At 75.6% G+C, this 16,174-nt stretch carries 15 protein-coding genes and 1 pseudogene; 8 read left to right on the top strand and 8 right to left on the bottom strand.

Features of this window, described 5'->3' with window-relative positions:
• The first annotated feature begins 20 nt into the window (after positions 1 to 20).
• The 3 genes from ACR9E3_RS19505 to ACR9E3_RS19495 all read left to right on the top strand — a co-directional run bounded on the left by ACR9E3_RS19505 (position 21) and on the right by ACR9E3_RS19495 (position 2,333).
• Complete coding sequence (locus ACR9E3_RS19505; RefSeq protein ID WP_460382174.1) at positions 21 to 620, top strand: TetR/AcrR family transcriptional regulator; 600 nt, start codon at positions 21 to 23, stop codon at positions 618 to 620.
• A gap of 98 nt (positions 621 to 718) precedes the next feature.
• Positions 719 to 937 carry a dodecin gene (locus ACR9E3_RS19500; protein WP_285650546.1) on the top strand — a complete coding sequence of 73 codons (219 nt, stop codon included), beginning with the start codon at positions 719 to 721 and terminating at the stop codon, positions 935 to 937.
• A 127-nt stretch (positions 938 to 1,064) separates the two neighbouring features.
• Positions 1,065 to 2,333, top strand: a complete 1,269-nt coding sequence (locus tag ACR9E3_RS19495) for an MFS transporter (RefSeq protein ID WP_460382172.1) — start codon at positions 1,065 to 1,067, stop codon at positions 2,331 to 2,333.
• A 13-nt stretch (positions 2,334 to 2,346) separates the two neighbouring features.
• Here ACR9E3_RS19495 and ACR9E3_RS19490 read toward each other — a convergent pair whose 3' ends face one another.
• On the bottom strand, positions 2,347 to 3,255 hold the full coding sequence (locus tag ACR9E3_RS19490) for an AraC family transcriptional regulator (RefSeq protein ID WP_460382170.1): 909 nt from the start codon (positions 3,253 to 3,255) through the stop codon (positions 2,347 to 2,349).
• Between the two features lie 84 nt (positions 3,256 to 3,339).
• Here ACR9E3_RS19490 and ACR9E3_RS19485 point away from each other — a divergent pair, with 84 nt between their 5' ends.
• On the top strand, positions 3,340 to 4,047 hold the full coding sequence (locus ACR9E3_RS19485; protein ID WP_460382169.1) for a class I SAM-dependent methyltransferase: 708 nt from the start codon (positions 3,340 to 3,342) through the stop codon (positions 4,045 to 4,047).
• On the opposite strand, the gene ACR9E3_RS19480 is transcribed toward ACR9E3_RS19485, so the two are convergent.
• A complete protein-coding gene (locus ACR9E3_RS19480; RefSeq protein ID WP_460382168.1) occupies positions 4,044 to 5,558 on the bottom strand; it encodes a glutamate--cysteine ligase in 1,515 nt (504 codons plus the stop codon). The genes ACR9E3_RS19485 and ACR9E3_RS19480 overlap by 4 nt on opposite strands.
• A gap of 234 nt (positions 5,559 to 5,792) precedes the next feature.
• On the bottom strand, positions 5,793 to 6,344 hold the full coding sequence (locus ACR9E3_RS19475; RefSeq protein WP_460382167.1) for a bifunctional nuclease family protein: 552 nt from the start codon (positions 6,342 to 6,344) through the stop codon (positions 5,793 to 5,795).
• 190 nt (positions 6,345 to 6,534) lie between these two features.
• On the opposite strand from ACR9E3_RS19475, the gene ACR9E3_RS19470 reads away from it, so the two are divergent.
• Both ACR9E3_RS19470 and ACR9E3_RS19465 read left to right on the top strand, forming a co-directional pair.
• The gene (locus ACR9E3_RS19470) at positions 6,535 to 7,338 is read left to right on the top strand and encodes a TrmH family RNA methyltransferase (protein ID WP_460382166.1); all 804 of its coding nucleotides are present in this window, start codon (positions 6,535 to 6,537) and stop codon (positions 7,336 to 7,338) included.
• Positions 7,335 to 8,057 carry a DUF2537 domain-containing protein gene (locus ACR9E3_RS19465; RefSeq protein WP_460382165.1) on the top strand — a complete coding sequence of 241 codons (723 nt, stop codon included), beginning with the start codon at positions 7,335 to 7,337 and terminating at the stop codon, positions 8,055 to 8,057. Before ACR9E3_RS19470 ends, ACR9E3_RS19465 begins: the two co-directional genes overlap by 4 nt.
• 47 nt (positions 8,058 to 8,104) lie before the next feature.
• On the opposite strand, the gene sepH is transcribed toward ACR9E3_RS19465, so the two are convergent.
• The 4 genes from sepH to ACR9E3_RS19445 all read right to left on the bottom strand — a co-directional run bounded on the left by sepH (position 8,105) and on the right by ACR9E3_RS19445 (position 12,504).
• On the bottom strand, positions 8,105 to 9,187 hold the full coding sequence (sepH, locus tag ACR9E3_RS19460; RefSeq protein ID WP_460382164.1) for a septation protein SepH: 1,083 nt from the start codon (positions 9,185 to 9,187) through the stop codon (positions 8,105 to 8,107).
• A gap of 190 nt (positions 9,188 to 9,377) precedes the next feature.
• Positions 9,378 to 10,514 (bottom strand): phosphoserine transaminase, encoded by a 1,137-nt coding sequence (serC, locus tag ACR9E3_RS19455; RefSeq protein ID WP_460382163.1) that lies wholly within the window; start codon positions 10,512 to 10,514, stop codon positions 9,378 to 9,380.
• A 109-nt stretch (positions 10,515 to 10,623) separates the two neighbouring features.
• Positions 10,624 to 11,328, bottom strand: a complete 705-nt coding sequence (locus ACR9E3_RS19450) for a class I SAM-dependent methyltransferase (RefSeq protein ID WP_460382162.1) — start codon at positions 11,326 to 11,328, stop codon at positions 10,624 to 10,626.
• A 60-nt stretch (positions 11,329 to 11,388) separates the two neighbouring features.
• Positions 11,389 to 12,504 (bottom strand): citrate synthase 2, encoded by a 1,116-nt coding sequence (locus ACR9E3_RS19445; protein WP_460382161.1) that lies wholly within the window; start codon positions 12,502 to 12,504, stop codon positions 11,389 to 11,391.
• Between the two features lie 190 nt (positions 12,505 to 12,694).
• On the opposite strand from ACR9E3_RS19445, the gene pdxH reads away from it, so the two are divergent.
• Both pdxH and ACR9E3_RS19435 read left to right on the top strand, forming a co-directional pair.
• Positions 12,695 to 13,381 (top strand): pyridoxamine 5'-phosphate oxidase, encoded by a 687-nt coding sequence (gene pdxH / locus ACR9E3_RS19440; protein ID WP_460382160.1) that lies wholly within the window; start codon positions 12,695 to 12,697, stop codon positions 13,379 to 13,381.
• 19 nt (positions 13,382 to 13,400) lie between these two features.
• Positions 13,401 to 14,672, top strand: a pseudogene (locus tag ACR9E3_RS19435) (MFS transporter); the annotation flags it as partial.
• On the opposite strand, the gene ACR9E3_RS19430 reads toward ACR9E3_RS19435, so the two are convergent.
• Positions 14,657 to 16,123, bottom strand: coding sequence for an NAD(P)/FAD-dependent oxidoreductase (locus ACR9E3_RS19430; protein ID WP_460382159.1), 1,467 nt, complete (start codon positions 16,121 to 16,123; stop codon positions 14,657 to 14,659). The pseudogene ACR9E3_RS19435 and the gene ACR9E3_RS19430 sit on opposite strands and share 16 nt — an antisense overlap.
• Between the last annotated feature and the right edge of the window lie 51 nt (positions 16,124 to 16,174).

Below are 16,174 nucleotides of genomic sequence, written 5' to 3'. Positions count from 1 at the left end.
GTGGCGACGAGGGCGAACGGGTGACGACGCAGGACGCACGTCCGGGCACGCCGCCGACGGCGCGCGGCCGCCGGACGCGGGACGCGATCGTCGACGCGGCCGCCGACCTGATGCACGAGCGCGGGATCGCCGCGACCGGCGTCGGCGACGTCCTCGCCGCCAGCGGCACCGGGAAGTCGCAGCTCTACCACTACTTCGGCGGCAAGTCCGACCTGGTGCTCGCCGTGATCGACCGCCAGCTCGAGCGGGTGCTCGCCGCCCAGCCGGCGCTCGCCGGCGCGGACGTCCGGGCGTGGGCGCGGTCCTTGTTCGAGCTGCACCGCGACGGGGGTGGTCCCTTCGCCTGCCCCCTCGGGGTGTTCAGCGGACAGGTCGACGCCGAGCCGCGGTGGCGCGAGCACCAGGCGGCGGCCTTCGCGCGGTGGCAGGACCGCATCGCCGCGCTGCTCGCCGCCGGACAGCGCGCCGGCACCGTCGACGCGAACCGGGACGCCGGCGACATGGCCGTGGCGGTGCTCGCCGCCGTCCAGGGCGGGCTCATGCTCGCCCGCCTCCACCGTGACCTCCACGTCCTGTCCCTCGCTCTCGGCGCTGCCGTCGACCACGTCCGCCCGCGCTGAGGTGCGGGCCGGCGTCGGGCGGGCGTCACGTGGGCGTCCGCCGGAGAACGGGTACCGGTTCGGGGAGAAGCACGCCGACCAAGCGAAGGAGCCCCCGGGTGGCGGACAACATCTACCGGAAGACCGAGGTCGTCGGGACCTCCAGCGAGAGCGTCGACGAGGCCATCCGCGGCGCCGTGCGCCGGGCCTCGGAGAGCCTGCGTCAGGTCAGCTGGTTCGAGGTCTCCGAGATCCGCGGCCACGTGGAGAACGGTGAGGTCGGGCACTTCCAGGTGACCCTGAACATCGGCTTCGCCCTCGAGGACACCAAGCCCTGACCGCGCGCGGCGTGGTCAGCGAAGTGCCGTCACGGACGCTGAGTGTCCGCAACGGCACTTCGCTGACACCGCCGGCCCCGAAGTCGTTAGGTAAGCTCACGAGAGTGGCGTGCGACGGTGGACCCCGGTGAGCGAGGTCGACACCGCCCCCACGCAGCGGTCCCCAGAACGCTCCGGCGGCATGTTCGCCGCCCTGCGGGTCCGCAACTACCGCCTCTTCGCCTCCGGCCAGGTCGTCTCCCTGGTCGGGACGTGGATGCAGCGCGTCGCCCAGGACTGGCTGGTCCTCGAGCTCTCCGGCGGCAGCCCGATCGCCCTCGGCGTCGCGGCGGCGCTGCAGTTCGGGCCGACGCTGCTGCTCTCGCTGTGGGGCGGCGCGATCGCCGACCGCTACGACAAGCGCCGCCTGCTCATGGCGCTGCAGATCGCCATGGGCGTCTGCGCCCTCGTGCTCGGGCTGCTCGACGTCTCCGGCGCGGTGACGCTCACGCAGGTCTACGTGCTGTGCGTGCTGCTGGGCGTCTTCTCCGCCCTCGACGGGCCGGTGCGGCAGTCGTTCGCGGGCGAGATGGTGGGCTCGGGCGCGCTGGCGAACGCCGTCGCCCTGAACTCGATGACCTTCAACACCGCGCGCGTCCTCGGGCCCGCGGTCGCCGGACTCATGATCGCCGGCGTCGGCACCGGCTGGGTGTTCCTGCTCAACGCGATCACGTTCGCGGCGGTGCTGACCGGACTCGCGATGATGCGGCCGGCCGAGATGTTCGCCTACGCGCGGGCGCCCCGGGAGCGCGGCGCGGTCCGGGCCGGGCTGCGTGAGGTGCGCCGCCACCCCGACGTGGTGCTCCTGCTGGTGCTGACCTTCTTCGTCTCGACGCTCGGCATCAACTTCTTCGTGACGCTGGCCCTCATGGCCCGCAACGTCTTCGGCCGCGGCGCGGAGTCCTACGGCCTGCTGACCTCGTCGCTCGCCGTCGGCTGCCTGCTCGGGGCCTTCACCGCGGCGCGGCGGGTCGGACGGCCCCGGCTCCGGACGGTCGTGGTCGCCGGCGTCGTCTTCGGCCTCTGCGAGGTCGCGGCCGGGCTCATGCCCACCTACGCGCTCGTCGCCCTCTTGCTCGTGCCGACCGGCGCGGCCCAGCTGCTGTTCACCAGCGCGGCCAACGCCGCGGTGCAGCTCGGGGTCGACGAGTCGGTCCGCGGGCGCGTCATGGGTCTGTGGATGCTCGTGATGCTCGGCGGCACGCCCCTGGGCGGACCCGCGCTCGGCTGGCTCGCCGAGGAGTTCGGCGGCCGCGCGCCCCTGTGGCTCGGGGGCGCGCTCTCGGCCCTGGCCGCGGTGGTGGCGGGGCTCTGGGCGGTGCGCTCCCGCGCTCGTGAGCAGTTCGGCGCGTCATAGCGGGCCGAACTGCTCACATGCCGGAGGCGCCGAGCCGCCAGCCCTGGGGCGGCACGCCGTGCTCGCGGCGGAAGCGGCGCACGAAGTAGCCCGGGTCCCGGTACCCGACGCGGCCCGCGACGGCCGCGACGGTGAGGTCCGTGGTCACCAGCAGGCGGCGCGCCTCGCGCATCCGTCGCTCGGTGAGCCACTGCCCGACGGTCCGGCCGGTCGCGCGGCCGACGAGCGTCGTGAGGTGGCCCGGCGTCAGCCCGACCTCCCGCGCCACGTCCTGCGGGGTGATCGGTTCGGCGAACCGCCGCTCGACGGCGTCGAACACCGCGGCGAGCACCGGGCGGTCCGCCAGCGCCCCCGGGACGTCCACCTCGAGGCGCCCCAGCCGCACGAGCAGCAGCGTCAGGTGCGCCCGCACCGCCTCGCCGACCCCGTCGCGGCGCTCGGCCAGCTCCGTGGCCAGGGCCTCGAGCTCCGCCCGCCAGGCGGAACGCTCCGCCGCCGGCACCGCGAGCTTCTGGGCGCCGCCGTGCCCGCCGGCGAAGGGGGCGAGCAGGGGGTGCGCCCGCCACGACACGAGGGGCGCACCGCCCGCGGGGTCCACGGCGTCGACCGGGAAGAACACCGCCCACGTCGCGCCGTCGTCCGGGGCCCGCGCGTCCGGGGGCGTCACCACGGCGCCGGGAGCGATGAGGAGCACGTCGCCCGGACCGAGGTCGAACGCGCGGTCGTCCACGCGCATCGGACCGTGGCCGCGCTCGACGTGGAGCAGCACGAGGAAGTCGTGGGCGTGCGTCCCCCGCGCCGACGGCCCGCGGTGCGACAGCGGCCCGGTCCACCGTTCCACCGTCACCGGCGGCGTCCCGGGCAGGCGCGGGAACCCGATCAGGGGGACGCGCGCGGCGGCATCCACGTTCCGTCCCGTCACGACCGTGGATCGTCCCTTGTCGCCTGGTCGGCGCACCAGCACCGTGGAGTGGTCCACCGATGTTCGTCCCAGGAGGTCCGCGCCGTGACCGAGTCCCCGTCCACCGAGCGCCCGTTCCTGCCGGCGGTCGGCAACGGCATGCCGGTGGCCTTCTACGACACGTTCACCCGCCTCCTCGGCGCCCGGCCGGTGCACTGGCAGCTCGTCGCCCAGGCCGGGCTCGCGCCGGGGCAGACCGTGCTGGAGATCGGCGTCGGCACCGGGGAGGTCCTCCTGCTCGCCGCGCGCGTCGCGCCCGGCGCCACGTTCGTGGGCCTCGACCCCGACCCGGCGGTGCTCGAGCTCGCCGCCCGCAAGGCCGCCCGGCAGGGCGCCACGCTGCACCTCGAGCGCGGCTACGCCGACCGGCTGCCCCAGCCCGACGGCTCGGTGGACCGGGTGCTGTCGTCGTTCATGTTCCACCACCTGCCCCCGGACCAGCAGCGCGCGATGCTCGCCGAGGTCCACCGCGTCCTCGCGCCCGGCGGGAGCCTGCACCTCTCCGACCCCGACGCCTCGGAGCCCGGCGTGGTCGGGCTGTTCGCCCGCCACGCGCCCGGCCACGACCACGGACACGGGCACGGTGCTGATCACGGCCACGGTCACGGGGCCGCGGCGTCACCGCACCTCGTCGACGCCCGGGACCTCACGACGATGCTGGCCGAGGCCGGGTTCACGGGCGTCGACGCCGTGACCCACCGCTCCCGGCGGCTCGGCCGGGTGGTGTTCCACCGCGCGGTGAAGCCCGCCTAGATGCCAGGCCACTCGTGCACGGGCTCGTTGGCCTCCATGCCCTCGAGGTAGCCGCGCATCATCGTCATCACCGCGTTGCCCCGGTCGAGCCCGCGGGCCTCGGCGTCGGCGACGGCCCGCACCTGCCAGGTGGCGCCCGTGCGCCGGCGCACGCAGCGCTGCTCGATGATCCCCAGGTAGCGGTCGATCGCGGCGCCGTCGACGCCCCAGGACGCGAGCCCCTCCTGCGCCAGCGGGAGCATGCGGCGCAGCACGAGCTCGTCGGCGCGCACGGTGCCGACGCCGGGCCAGTAGAGGGCGGCCTCGATCCCGTGGCGGGCGCCGGCGGTGAAGTTGGCCTCGGCGGCGTCGAACGACATCAGCTGCCACGGCGGCCGGTCGGACTCGGCGAGGGCCCGGATGACGCCGTAGAAGAACATCGCGTTGGCGACGGCGTCGACCGCGGTCGGCCCGGCGGGCAGCACGCGGTTCTCGAGGCGCAGGTGCGCGACGCCGTCGGCGACGTCGTACACCGGGCGGTTCCAGCGCCACACCGTGCCGTTGTGCAGCCGCAGCTCCTGCAGGCTCGGGGCGCGGCCGGCGTCGAGCTCCGCGAGCGGGTCCTCGTCCTCGGCCAGGGGGAGCAGGGCGCCGAAGTAGCGGACGTTCTCCTCGAACAGGTCGTAGGCCGACTGCGCCCACCGGTCGCCGAACCACACCCGCGGGCGGACCCCCTGGTTGCGCAGCTCGACGGGCCGGGTGTCGACGGCCTGGGTGAACAGCGGCACCCGCGTCTCGGCCCAGAGCCGCCGCCCGAGCAGGAACGGCGAGTTCGCCGCGACCGCGACCTGCAGGCCCGCCACGGCCTGGGCGGCGTTCCAGTACGCCGGGAAGTGTTCGGGGGTGAGCTGGAGGTGCAGCTGCAGCGAGGTGCAGGCGGCCTCGGGGGCGATCGAGTCGACGTCGAGGACGAGGTGCTCGGCGGGCGCGCCGTCGGCCGGGCCGTGCCGCGACGCCGGCGGCTCGGTGATGTCGAGGCGGAACGGCTCGCCGCGCGCGGTGAGCATCTGCCGGTTCAGCAGGGCGTAGCGCGGGTCCTCGGTGAGCTGGTCGGACGCGAGGTGCTCGGCCGCGAGCGTGGGCAGGATGCCGATCGTCACCGCGCGCGCCCCGACCGGGCGGGCGCAGTCGGCCGCCGTCGTGACGGCGCCCAGGACGTCCCGCTCGAGGTCGCGGGCGGTGGCGCCGGGCAGCAGCCGCGGCGGCAGGTTGATCTCGAGGTTCCACCGGCCGAGCTCGGAGGTCAGGACGTCGGAGGCGGACCGGTCGAGCACGGCGTGGTTGAGCATCGCCGGGCGCATGTCCTCGTCGACCAGGGCGAGCTCGATCTCGACCCCGGTGCTCGGCTCCGCCCCGGCGAACCGGCCCTCGCTGACCATCCGGCCGAACGCCTCGAGGCAGCGGTGGATGCGATGGCGGTACCGGGCCTGGTCCGAGGCGGTGAAGAGGGTCGCGGTGAGGTGCTGGCCCATTACCCGACCGGCTCCCGTCCACGATCCGACCCGACCACCGCGCGGCGCCTCGCGGGCGACGTCACGGCACCTCACGCGAACCCCGACGAGCGGTCACGCTGACACAGCCCGCGGGGACACGCCAGCCGCGAACGCCGTCCGCCCGCGGAAAGCGTCCGTTCAGCGTAGGGCACGACGGGAGCGAACCGCTGGGCGACCGGCGGTGACCTCTCACCCACGAGATCCGCGAGGGCGTCAGCCGCTTCGTCCGAAGTCCTCCGGCGAGATGTTGTCGAGGAACGCGCGGAAGCGGTCGACCTCGTCGTCGTCGCTGCTCGCGGCCCCGCCCCCGGCGGCGGCGTCCTCGGTCTCGTCGTCCTCCACCACCACGCCGGCGTCGGTGAGCACGCCCTCGGTCGCGTGGATGGGCACGTCGGCGTGCAGCGCGATGGCGATCGAGTCGCTGGGACGTGCGGAGACGCGCAGGCCACGGTCGAACACCAGGTCGGCGTAGAAGGTGCCGCCGCGGACCTCGGTGATCTCGATGCGCTCCAGGCGCCTGCCGAGCGCGGACACGACGTCGGAGATCAGCACGTGCGTCAGCGGGCGCTCGGGCAGCCTGCCCTGCTGCTCCAGGGCGATCGCCTCGGCCTCGGCCAGCCCGATCCAGATCTGCAGGCACCGCTTGCCCTCGGTCTCCTGCAGCAGCACGACCGGGTGCCGGCTCTCGCCCGTGCCCGACGATCCGCCGCCCTGCTGCGTCGCGTCGTCCACGGCCAGCACGCCGACCACCCGCATCTCGCTCACGGCCCCAGCCTCCCACGTCCCCGGGCCCTTCCGGGGAGTTCCGTCCGCGGTCCCTCGCCCTCTGTCACGGGCGTCCGCCAGTCTCCCCGCGCGGTGCCCGCTGCCGGGTGCCCCGACGGGGGAGGCTCACACCACACCGGGGTCCCGCCCGGCTCACGGGCCGCGCCACGGGGGCTGGAACGATACGCACGTGGCGCGTGTGGTGGAGGTCGAGGACGCGGCGGACCCGCGTCTCGCCGACTTCCGCGACCTCGCCCGCGCCGACCGCCGCCCCGACCGCCCCGGCGGGCGCGGGCTCGTCCTGGCGGAGGGCACGGTGGTGGTGCGCCGGCTGCTGGCCTCGCCCTACCCGCCCCGCGCCCTGCTCGGCGTCGCCCGGCGCATCGAGGACCTGGCCGCGGACCTCACCGACGCGGACGTGCCCGCCTACGTCACGGACGCGGACACGATGGCGCACGTCGTGGGATTCCACCTCAACCGGGGGGTGCTCGCCAGCGCGGACCGCGCGCCGGCGCCCGACCTGCCCGCCCTGCTCGCCGGCGCCCGCCGGGTCGCGCTGCTCGAGGGCGTGAACGACCACGAGAACCTGGGCGCCCTGTTCCGCAACGCCGCCGCCCTGGGGGTCGACGCGGTACTGGTCGGCCCGGGGTGCGCCGACCCGCTCTACCGTCGCAGCGTGCGCGTCTCCATGGGCCACGTGCTGCGGGTGCCGTTCGCGACCTGCGGGCTCGACGACGCCGTGGCCGCGCTGCGGGGCGCCGGCTTCACCCTCGCCGCCCTCACCCCGGCCGGCGACGGCCGGGCCCTCGCGGCCTCGGCGGACGCGGAGCGCCTGGCGCTCCTGCTCGGCGCCGAGGGCCCCGGCCTGTCCGCCGAGGCCCTCGCCGCGGCGGACGTCCGGGTGCGCATCCCGATGGCCGGCGACGTCGACTCGCTCAACGTGGCCACGGCGGCCGCGGTGGCCTTCCACGCGGCCGGCGGTGGTGCGCGGTGAAGGTCGTGGAGCTGCGGGCCGAGCAGGGGCGGGCGATCGTCGCCGGGGTGCCGCTGGGCGGGGGGACCGACGGCCGGACCTGGGGCCTGCCGCCCGATCTCGTCGAGGCGCTGCAGGAGTGGGCACGGATCGCGGCCTCGACCCCGGTCGGCCCCGGCGGTCCGGGCGGACCGGGCGGACCGGGCAGACCGGGCAGACCGGGCGGCCCGGACCCCGCGATCGACGCGATCAGCCGCCGCGGCCGCCGGCTCGCGGCGCGGCTCTCGGTCGAGCTCGCCGCGCCCGTCGACTACCGGGACCCCGTGACGGGGTTCCGCGTGGCGCTGCGCGCCGTGACCCGGACCCCGCACCCGCCCCCGATGCCCGTGCTGCCCGTCCGCAACGGCGAGGCGGGCACCGGCGACACGCCCGCCGTCGCCGTCGACGGCACCCCCCTGACCCCGGACGCGGCGGCCGCCGAGCCGACCCCGTGGGGCGTGGGGCTGCTGCTCACCGCGCTCGTGGCCGGCGTCGTCATGCTGGCGAACCTCGCCCTCGCCGCCCCGCTGATCACCGGGCTCGGCGTGATCGGGCTCCTCGTGGACGCCGCGGTGGTCGCCGGGCTCGTGCCGGCGCTGTGGCTCAACCGCCGCGTCCCGACCTGGCGCTGGGCGGTCTACGGCACCTTCGCCGGCACCGGCATCGCGCTGGTGTTCCTGGCGGTCGCGGCGTTCCGGTAGTTCAGCCGAGCGGCGACCGCGCGCTGTGTCGTCGCGGCACGCCGTCGTCAGCTGCGGGGCGACCGCGTGCCCAGCAGGACGTCCTCCCAGGACGGGACGATCGGGTGCGAGCGCTTGCTGCGCCGGCTGCCCTCGCCGGCCGCGGCCGCGGCCGCGCCGGTGTCGGCGGCCTGCTCGGACGGCGCTTCGGGACCCGCGGGACGCTCGGTGCGCGGCGCGGGGACCGGGTCGTCCGGGGCACCCGGCACCGCGGGCGACGTCCCGGTACCGCGCGGCGGTCGTGCGCCGCGCCGGGCCGAACCGCGCTCGGCCCGGCGCGTCGCCGACGGCCCCGAGCTCGCGTGGCCCGAGGCATGTCCGGAGGTGTGCGAGGAGGTGTGTGCGGACCCTGGGGCGCGGCGCGCCGGGGCGGTGTCGCCGGAGACGGCCAGGGCGGGCGTCTCCTCGAGGGTCTCCGGGTGCTCCTCCGCCGCCGGTTCCTCGGCGGGGGCTTCGGGCGTGACCGTGGGCGCCGGCGCGTCGACACGACGCGGCCCGCCGACGGGGTCCTGCCCGAGCAGCTCGCGGGCGGGATCGTCGCGCGGGTCGACGACGCCGCCGGAGGCGCCCGGCTTGAACCACCAGCGCGCGGTGTTGTCCGAGCGGCCGGCCTGCCAGGCCAGCGTCACGACCCAGCGGGAGTCGTCGCCCTTGTGGGCGTCCCAGCGGGCGTCCTCGAGGTCCTGCCCGCGGGCGACGAACGTGGCGGACACGATCTCCCCGAGCGTGCGGCCGTCGGTGCGCGTCGGGTCGGTGGGCAGCACCGGGTGCGCCCGGCGGGCGATCTCGGCGACCCGGGCCCGCTCGAGCAGCACCGGGTAGGCGAACCGCTCGACGTGCGCGGTGCTCACGCCGGCGGCGGCGGCGACCTCGTCGACCGACTCGCCGGCCCGCACCCGCGCCTGGATGTCCCGGGGCCGCAGGGGGCTGGAGACCTCGATCTCCATCTGCCCGAGCCTGCGGACGTCACCGCGGGCGGCCGCCCGCAGCCGCTCGTCACCGGACACGGCGAAGCGTTCGTGGCGGATCGGGTCCTCGAGGATCACCGTCTCGTGGTCGTCACCCAGGCCGACGACGCGCAGCTGACGCATCAGGCCTCCCCGTCGGCTCGCGGCCCTCGTCCCGCATGTCAGGTGGGACTCGGTGCTCGCCGACCGACGCTAGGTCACGGATCTCCTCGGACGAGGGAGGCGCGCCGCCCGTGTCCGTCGTCTCGGTAGGCGGTGGACACGGGCGGGGCGCACCTCGGCCCTGGAACCTAGCCCGTTCGGAGCAGCAAGCTCACGACTGGCGCTCGACGACCCAGTCGATGCAGCGGGTCAGCGCGGTGACGTCGTCCGGCTCGACGGCCGGGAACATCCCGACGCGCAGCTGGTTGCGCCCGAGCTTGCGGTACGGCTCGGTGTCGACGACGCCGTTGGCGCGCAGCGTCGCGGCGATCGCGGCGGCGTCGACGTCGTCGGTGAAGTCGATCGTGCCGACGACCTGCGAGCGGTGCTTCGGGTCGGCGACGAACGGGGTGGCGAACGCCGAGGACTCCGCCCAGTCGTAGAGCCGGCTCGAGGAGTCCTTCGTGCGCCCGGTCGCCCAGTCCAGCCCGCCGCCGGCGTTCATCCACTCGATCTGGTCGGCGAGCAGCAGCAGGGTCGCCACCGCCGGGGTGTTGTAGGTCTGGTCCTTGCGGGAGTTGTCCAGCGCCGTGGACAGCGAGAGGAACTCGGGGATCCAGCGCCCGCCCGGCTTGTCGGTCTCGACCTGCTCGACGCGCTCGAGGGCGGCCGGCGACATGATCGCGATCCAGAGCCCGCCGTCGGCGGCGAAGCACTTCTGCGGCGCGAAGTAGTACACGTCGGACTCGCTGATCTGCACCGGGAGCCCGCCCGCGCCGGAGGTCGCGTCGATCGCGACGAGCGCGTCGCCCGAGCCGCTGGGCCGGGTCACCGGGACGGCGACGCCGGTCGAGGTCTCGTTGTGCGCCCAGCCGATGAGGTCCGCGCTCGGGTCGGAGGTCGGCTCCGGGGCGCTGCCCGGGTCGGCGGAGACGACGATCGGGTCGGCGAGGAACGGCGCGCCCGTGGTCACCGAGGCGAACTTCGAGGAGAACTCGCCGAAGGTGAGGTGGAGGCTGCGCTCGCGCACCAGTCCGGACGCGGCGGCGTCCCAGAACGCGGTGGTGCCGCCGACGCCGAGCACGACCTCGTAGCCCTCGGGCAGCGAGAACAGGTCCCGCAGTCCCGCGCGGATCCGCCCGACGATCGACTTGACCGGCTTCTGGCGGTGCGACGTGCCCATGACGTCGCCGGCCTCGGCGAGACGGGCGAGCTGCTCGGGGCGCACCTTCGACGGTCCGCATCCGAACCGCCCGTCACTGGGCAGGAGCTCGGCGGGAATCTGCAGCGTGTCGGTCGACGTGGTCACCGGGGCATCCTCCCAAGGACCGCGCCCTCGTGCTGTCGCCTGGGCCACTGCGCGGGGTGTGCCAGCCTGGCGTCCACGCTGGCACTCAACGCCAGGAAAGCCACCACGATCACCCCGGCACCCGCGCCTCCACCAGCAGGAACGCGGGCTCGTCGGACAGGCGCGCGAAGACCTCGGGGTGCGTGGTCGCCATCTCCGGGACCGGCCGCGGTTCGACGAGATCGGTGAGCTCCAACCCGGCCCCGGTGATCCACCCGGCCATCCGCCCGAGCGGGTGGTGCCAGAAGCGCACGATCGCCGCGTGCCCGTCCATCGACCAGCGCTCGGCGAGCGTGTGGCTCTCGAGGTAGGGACCGCGCTCCTCGAGGGTCCGCACCCGGCGGTCGGCGAAGGGGTGGTGCACGGACGCGACGAACCGCCCGCCGGGACGCAGGACCCGCCGGACCTCGGCGAGCAGCGGTGCCCAGTCCCCCAGGTAGTGCAGCACGAGACCCGCCACGACGACGTCCGCCGACGCGTGCCCCACCGGCAGGGGCTCGGTCAGGTCGTGGCGGTGCACGACCGCGCGGTCGCCGAGCCGTGCCGTCGCGATCCGCACCATCGCCGCGCTGCGCTCGAGCCCGGTGACGCGCGCGCCGGCATCGACCATGGCCGCGGCCAGCACACCGGGCCCGGACCCGAGGTCGAGCACGTCGCGCCCGGTGACGTCGCCGAGCAGTGCGAGCAGCGCCGGCCGCTCGTAGAGCGCGTTGTACGGAGCAACCGCGGTGTGCGCCTCGTAGGCCTCCGCGAGGACCTCGTACGGGTCATCCATGATCGAGAGCACCTCGTCGACGTCGGCCGCACGCCACGGTGCGCGACGCGCCCGGGAGCCTCAGGCCGAGCGCGCCACCGTGTCGACGGCCCGAGGTGCCGGGCCGATGTACTGCGCCGAGGGTCGCACGAGGCGCCCGGTGCGGCGCTGCTCGAGCACGTGGGCGGCCCAGCCGGCCGTGCGGGCGCACGTGAACATCGCCGGCATCATCGCGGCCGGGACGCCGGCGAGGTCGAGCATGACGGCCGCCCAGAACTCGACGTTCGTCTCGATCGCGCGGTCGGGGCGGCGCTCCCGCAGCACGGTGAGCGCCGCCGTCTCCAGCGCCGCGGCGGCCTCGTAGCGGGGCGCACCGAGGTCGCGCGCCACACGACGCAGCACACGGGCGCGGGGATCCTCGGCGCGGTAGACGCGGTGGCCGAAGCCCATGAGGCGCTCGGAGCGGTCGAGGATGCCGCGCACGACGGCGTCGGCGTCGCCGGTGCGCTCGACCTCGGCGATCATCGGCAGCACCCGGGCCGGGGCGCCGCCGTGCAGCGGTCCCGACATCGCGCCGACGGCGGCGGACAGGGACGCCGCCGCGTCGGCACCCGTCGACGCGACGACGCGGGCGGTGAACGTCGAGGCGTTGAGCCCGTGCTCGGCGGCGCTGACCCAGTACGCGTCGAGGGCCCGCACGTGGGTCGGGTCGGCCTCCCCGCGCCAGCGGACCAGGAACCGCTCGACCGGGTCATCGATCGCGTCCAGCGTGGAGATGGGCACCGCCGCCACCCCCGAGCCGCGCGCCGACCGCGCCACGAGCGCGAGCGCCGCGGCCGCGCTGCGGGAGAGGTCGTCGCGGGCGCGCTCGGGGGTCGCGTCGAGCAGCGGCGGCAGGGCCCACCGGGCCCCGAGCAGCGCGAGCCCGGCCTGGGCGTCGACGCGGACGTCGCCGCTGAACGGCGGCTCGAGGTCCGGCTCCTCCCGGGGCAGCGGACGGCCCAGGTCGCCGTCGACGAGCAGCCCGAACACCTCGCCGAACCCCACGTGACCGACGAGGTCGGTGATGTCGACGCCGCGATAGCGCAGGGCGCCCCCGTCGCGGTCGGGCTCGGCGATCTCCGTGCGGAACGCGACGACGCCCTCCAGGCCGGGCGAGAACCCCGGGGGCGGCGGAGGAACGGCGGCGATGCTCATGGGGGACCTCCTCGTCGCGACGCGGGTCCCGGTCGGGCCCCGCTGCCCGGACGGGCCCGTCGTCCCCGCCGGGGTGGGGCGGGGTCCGCGGGGCCCGACCCACAACGTGCTCCGCGGACCGTCCGCGGACAACGCGCGGGCCTGTGTCGCTGCTCACCCCCAGGTCGGGACCTGTCGGGGGACGCCGGGGATGCCTACGGTGCGGCGGGAAACGGACACGAGAGGAGGCCGTGTGACGACGGAACTGCCGGCGATGCGCGAGGACTACCGGTCGGCGACCCTCGACGCCGCCGACCTCGCTCCCACGTGGCACGAGCAGCTCCTCGGGTGGATCGGCGCCGCCCGGGAGGCGGGGCTGCCCGACGCCAACGCGATGGTGCTGGCCACCGGCGACGAGGAGCACCGGCTGACCACCCGCACGGTGCTCGCCAAGGACGTCGACGAGCGCGGGGTCACGTTCTTCACCAACTACACCTCGGAGAAGAGCCACCAGATCGACCAGACCCGCCAGGTGTCCGCGACCTTCCCGTGGATCGCCCTGCAACGGCAGGCGACCGTGATCGGCACCGTCGAGCGGCTGCCCCGCGAGGACACCGCCGCCTACTGGCGCACCCGTCCGCGCGGGTCGCAGCTCGGGGCCTGGGCGTCGCCGCAGTCGCGGGTCGTGCGCGACCGGGCCGCCCTCGACGACCTGCTCGCCGCCGTCACCGAGCGCTTCTCGGGGGACGACGAGATCCCTCCGCCGCCACACTGGGGCGGCTGGCTGATCCGGCCCACCCACGTCGAGTTCTGGCAGGGCCGCACCGACCGGATGCACGACCGGATGCGCTTCCGGCGGACCGATCCGGGATGGGTGGTCGAGCGCCTGGCGCCGTGAGGGCGCAGGATCGCGGTTCGTGGCCAGAGGACTATCGGGGCTCTTCGCCGACACCACACCACTGCGCACACCCGCGTTCCGGCGGCTCTGGATCGCCGCGATCGTCACGGTGGTCGGCGCGCAGCTCACGGTCGTCGCGGTCCCGACGCAGCTCTACCAGCTGACGGGGTCGTCGGCGTGGGTCGGCCTGACCGGCCTGTTCGGCCTCGTCCCGCTGATCGTCTTCGGGCTGTGGGGCGGGGCGATCGCCGACGCGGTCGACCGCCGCGGGCTGCTCGTGGTCACCGGCGCGGGCATCGCGGTGACGTCGCTGCTGCTCGGCCTGGCCGCGATCACGGGTCTCGGCGGCCCGTGGGAGGTCCTGATCCTCTTCGCGATCCAGACGGCCTTCCTGGCGATCAACCAGCCGACGCGGGCGGCCGTGCTGCCCCGGATCCTGCCGAACGACGAGCTGCCGGCGGCGAACACGCTGCTGTTCACCGTCACGCAGCTCGGCTCGATCGCGGGCCCGCTGATCGCCGGCGTCGCGCTGACGTTCACGTCGGTCGGGACGCTCTACATCGTCGACACCGTCTGCCTGATCGCGTCGATCTGGGCGGCGTTCCTGCTGCCGCGCCTGCCCGTCGGGGACGGTCCGGGCGGGCTGCGCGGCGCGGTGGCGGCGGTCCGGCGCAGCGCCGGGTTCGCCGACGTCCTCGCGGGCTTCCGCTACATCGGGATGAGCCAGGTCCTGTTGGTGTCCTTCCTCGTCGACACCGTGGCGATGGCGGTCGGCATGCCCCGGGCCGTCTTCCCCGAGGCGGCCGTGACGGTGTTCGGCGACCCGCCCGGCGGCGGCACCGCGCTGGGCTGGCTGTTCGCCTCGATCGCGATCGGCGCCACGCTCGGCGGCCTGTTCTCCGGGCGGCTGCACGGCATCCGGCGCCAGGGCGTGGCCGTGACGGTCGCGGTCTGCCTCTGGGGCGTCGGCGTCGCGCTGTCGGGCCTGACCTCGATCCTCTGGCTGGCGGTCACGTGCCTCGCGGTGGCCGGCGCCGCCGACCTCGTCAGCGCCGTGTTCCGGCAGACGATGCTGCAGGTGGTCGCGACCGACCAGATGCGCGGGCGGATGCAGGGCGTGTTCACCGTCGTCGTCGCCGGCGGCCCGCGTCTCGGCGACCTGTGGCACGGCCCGGCCGCGGACGCCTGGGGCACCGGCGCCGCCACGTTCGTGGGCGGCATCGGCGTCGTCGTGCTGACGGTCGCCGTGGTGGCGATCTTCCCGGTGTTCTGGCGCTACCGGGCCCCGCTGGCGGGTGACATCGCACCGGACCCGGCGCCCCCCGACGCGTCCCCCGACGACGCATCGGGGGACGCTGCCTCCGCGGACCCGCCCGGGCGCTCCCGGGAGGACTGAGACGCCCCCGGCGGCGCCGCGTGCGGGAAGCCGAGCCCGTGCTGCGGCACCTCGGGCGACGCGGAGTCGAGCGGGACCGAGGGCGATCGTACGAGCCCGAGCTGGGCGGTCTGGCGCGGCAGCAGGGCGTCGAGCAGCCAGTCCACGGCCGTGCGGACGCGGTTCCCGGGCATCGCCATGAGGTGGTAGCCCCGGGCGACGACGTGGGCGGGCTTGCCCGTGAGGCGCACGCCCAGCGGGTTGGCCGCCGCGTCGAACCCCCCGAGGTCGACGACGAAGCCGAGGTCGCGGTGCTTGTACTTCCGCACGCGTCCCCTCCCGAGCGAGGCGGCGACGTTGCGCCCGGCCAGGCGACCCTGGCGCTCGGCGTGCTGAGCGGTCATCGCGGTGTACCCGCCGGGACGCGCCCGGTCGGGCACCGCGGCGGCGTCTCCGCAGGCGAAGACGTGCGGGTGGCCGGGCACGCGCAGGTCGGTGTCGGTGACCATCCGGCCCTGGTCGACCTCCACCCCGAGGTCGTCGATCAACGGGTCCGGCCGCACGCCGACGCACCACAGGAGCGTCCGGGTCGGGATGTGCTCGCCCGACGACGACAGCCGCACGCCGTCGCCGGTGGCCTCCTCGACCTCCTCGTGCGTGCGCACGTCGACGCCGCGGTCGCGCAGGACACGGTCCGCGGTCCGGCTGAGGTGACCGGCGAGCCCGGCGAGGATCTCCCCGCGGCTGACGAGCACCCAGCGCGGCACCTCGGACAGCCCGCGGCTGCGCGCGAGCTCCTGCGTGAACAGGAAGCCCTGGGCGGTGACCTCGGTGCCGGTGTAGCCGCCGCCCACCACCACGGTGGTCAGCCGCGCCGCCCGCTCGTCCGGGTCGTCGCACACGGCCGCGAGCTCGACCTGGCGGATGAGGTGGTCGCGCAGGTAGAGCGCCTCGGGGACGCCGCGGAAGCCCTGCGCGTACTCGGTGACCCCGGGCACCGGCAGCACCTTGTGCACGCTGCCGGCCGCGATCACCAGGCGGTCCCAGGTCGTGTCGTGGTGGACGCCCTCGGGGTCGAGCCACCCGATCCGCCGGTCGTCGAGGTCGAGCTCGTCGACCTCCCCGGGGGCGTGCCGGACGCACGGCGGCAGGGCCGCGGCGAGCGCGACGGAGATCCGGCGCGGCTCGAGGATCCCGGAGGCGACCTCGGGCAGCAGGGGCAGGTAGAGGAAGTAGTTGGTCGGGCTGACCAGGACGATGTCGACGCCGTCTCCCATGCGCCTCGCCAGCGACCGGGCCGCCTGGAAGCCGGCGAACCCCCCGCCCACGATGACGACCTTCGGCGGGCGCGCGCTCTCGCTCGTCATGTCGGTCACTGTGACCGCTGCGCCGGACGTCCCAAACCGGACGCGCGCAGA

This window comes from Actinomycetospora sp. C-140 (assembly GCF_054796175.1).
This window is presented reverse-complemented; position numbering and strand designations above follow the sequence as displayed.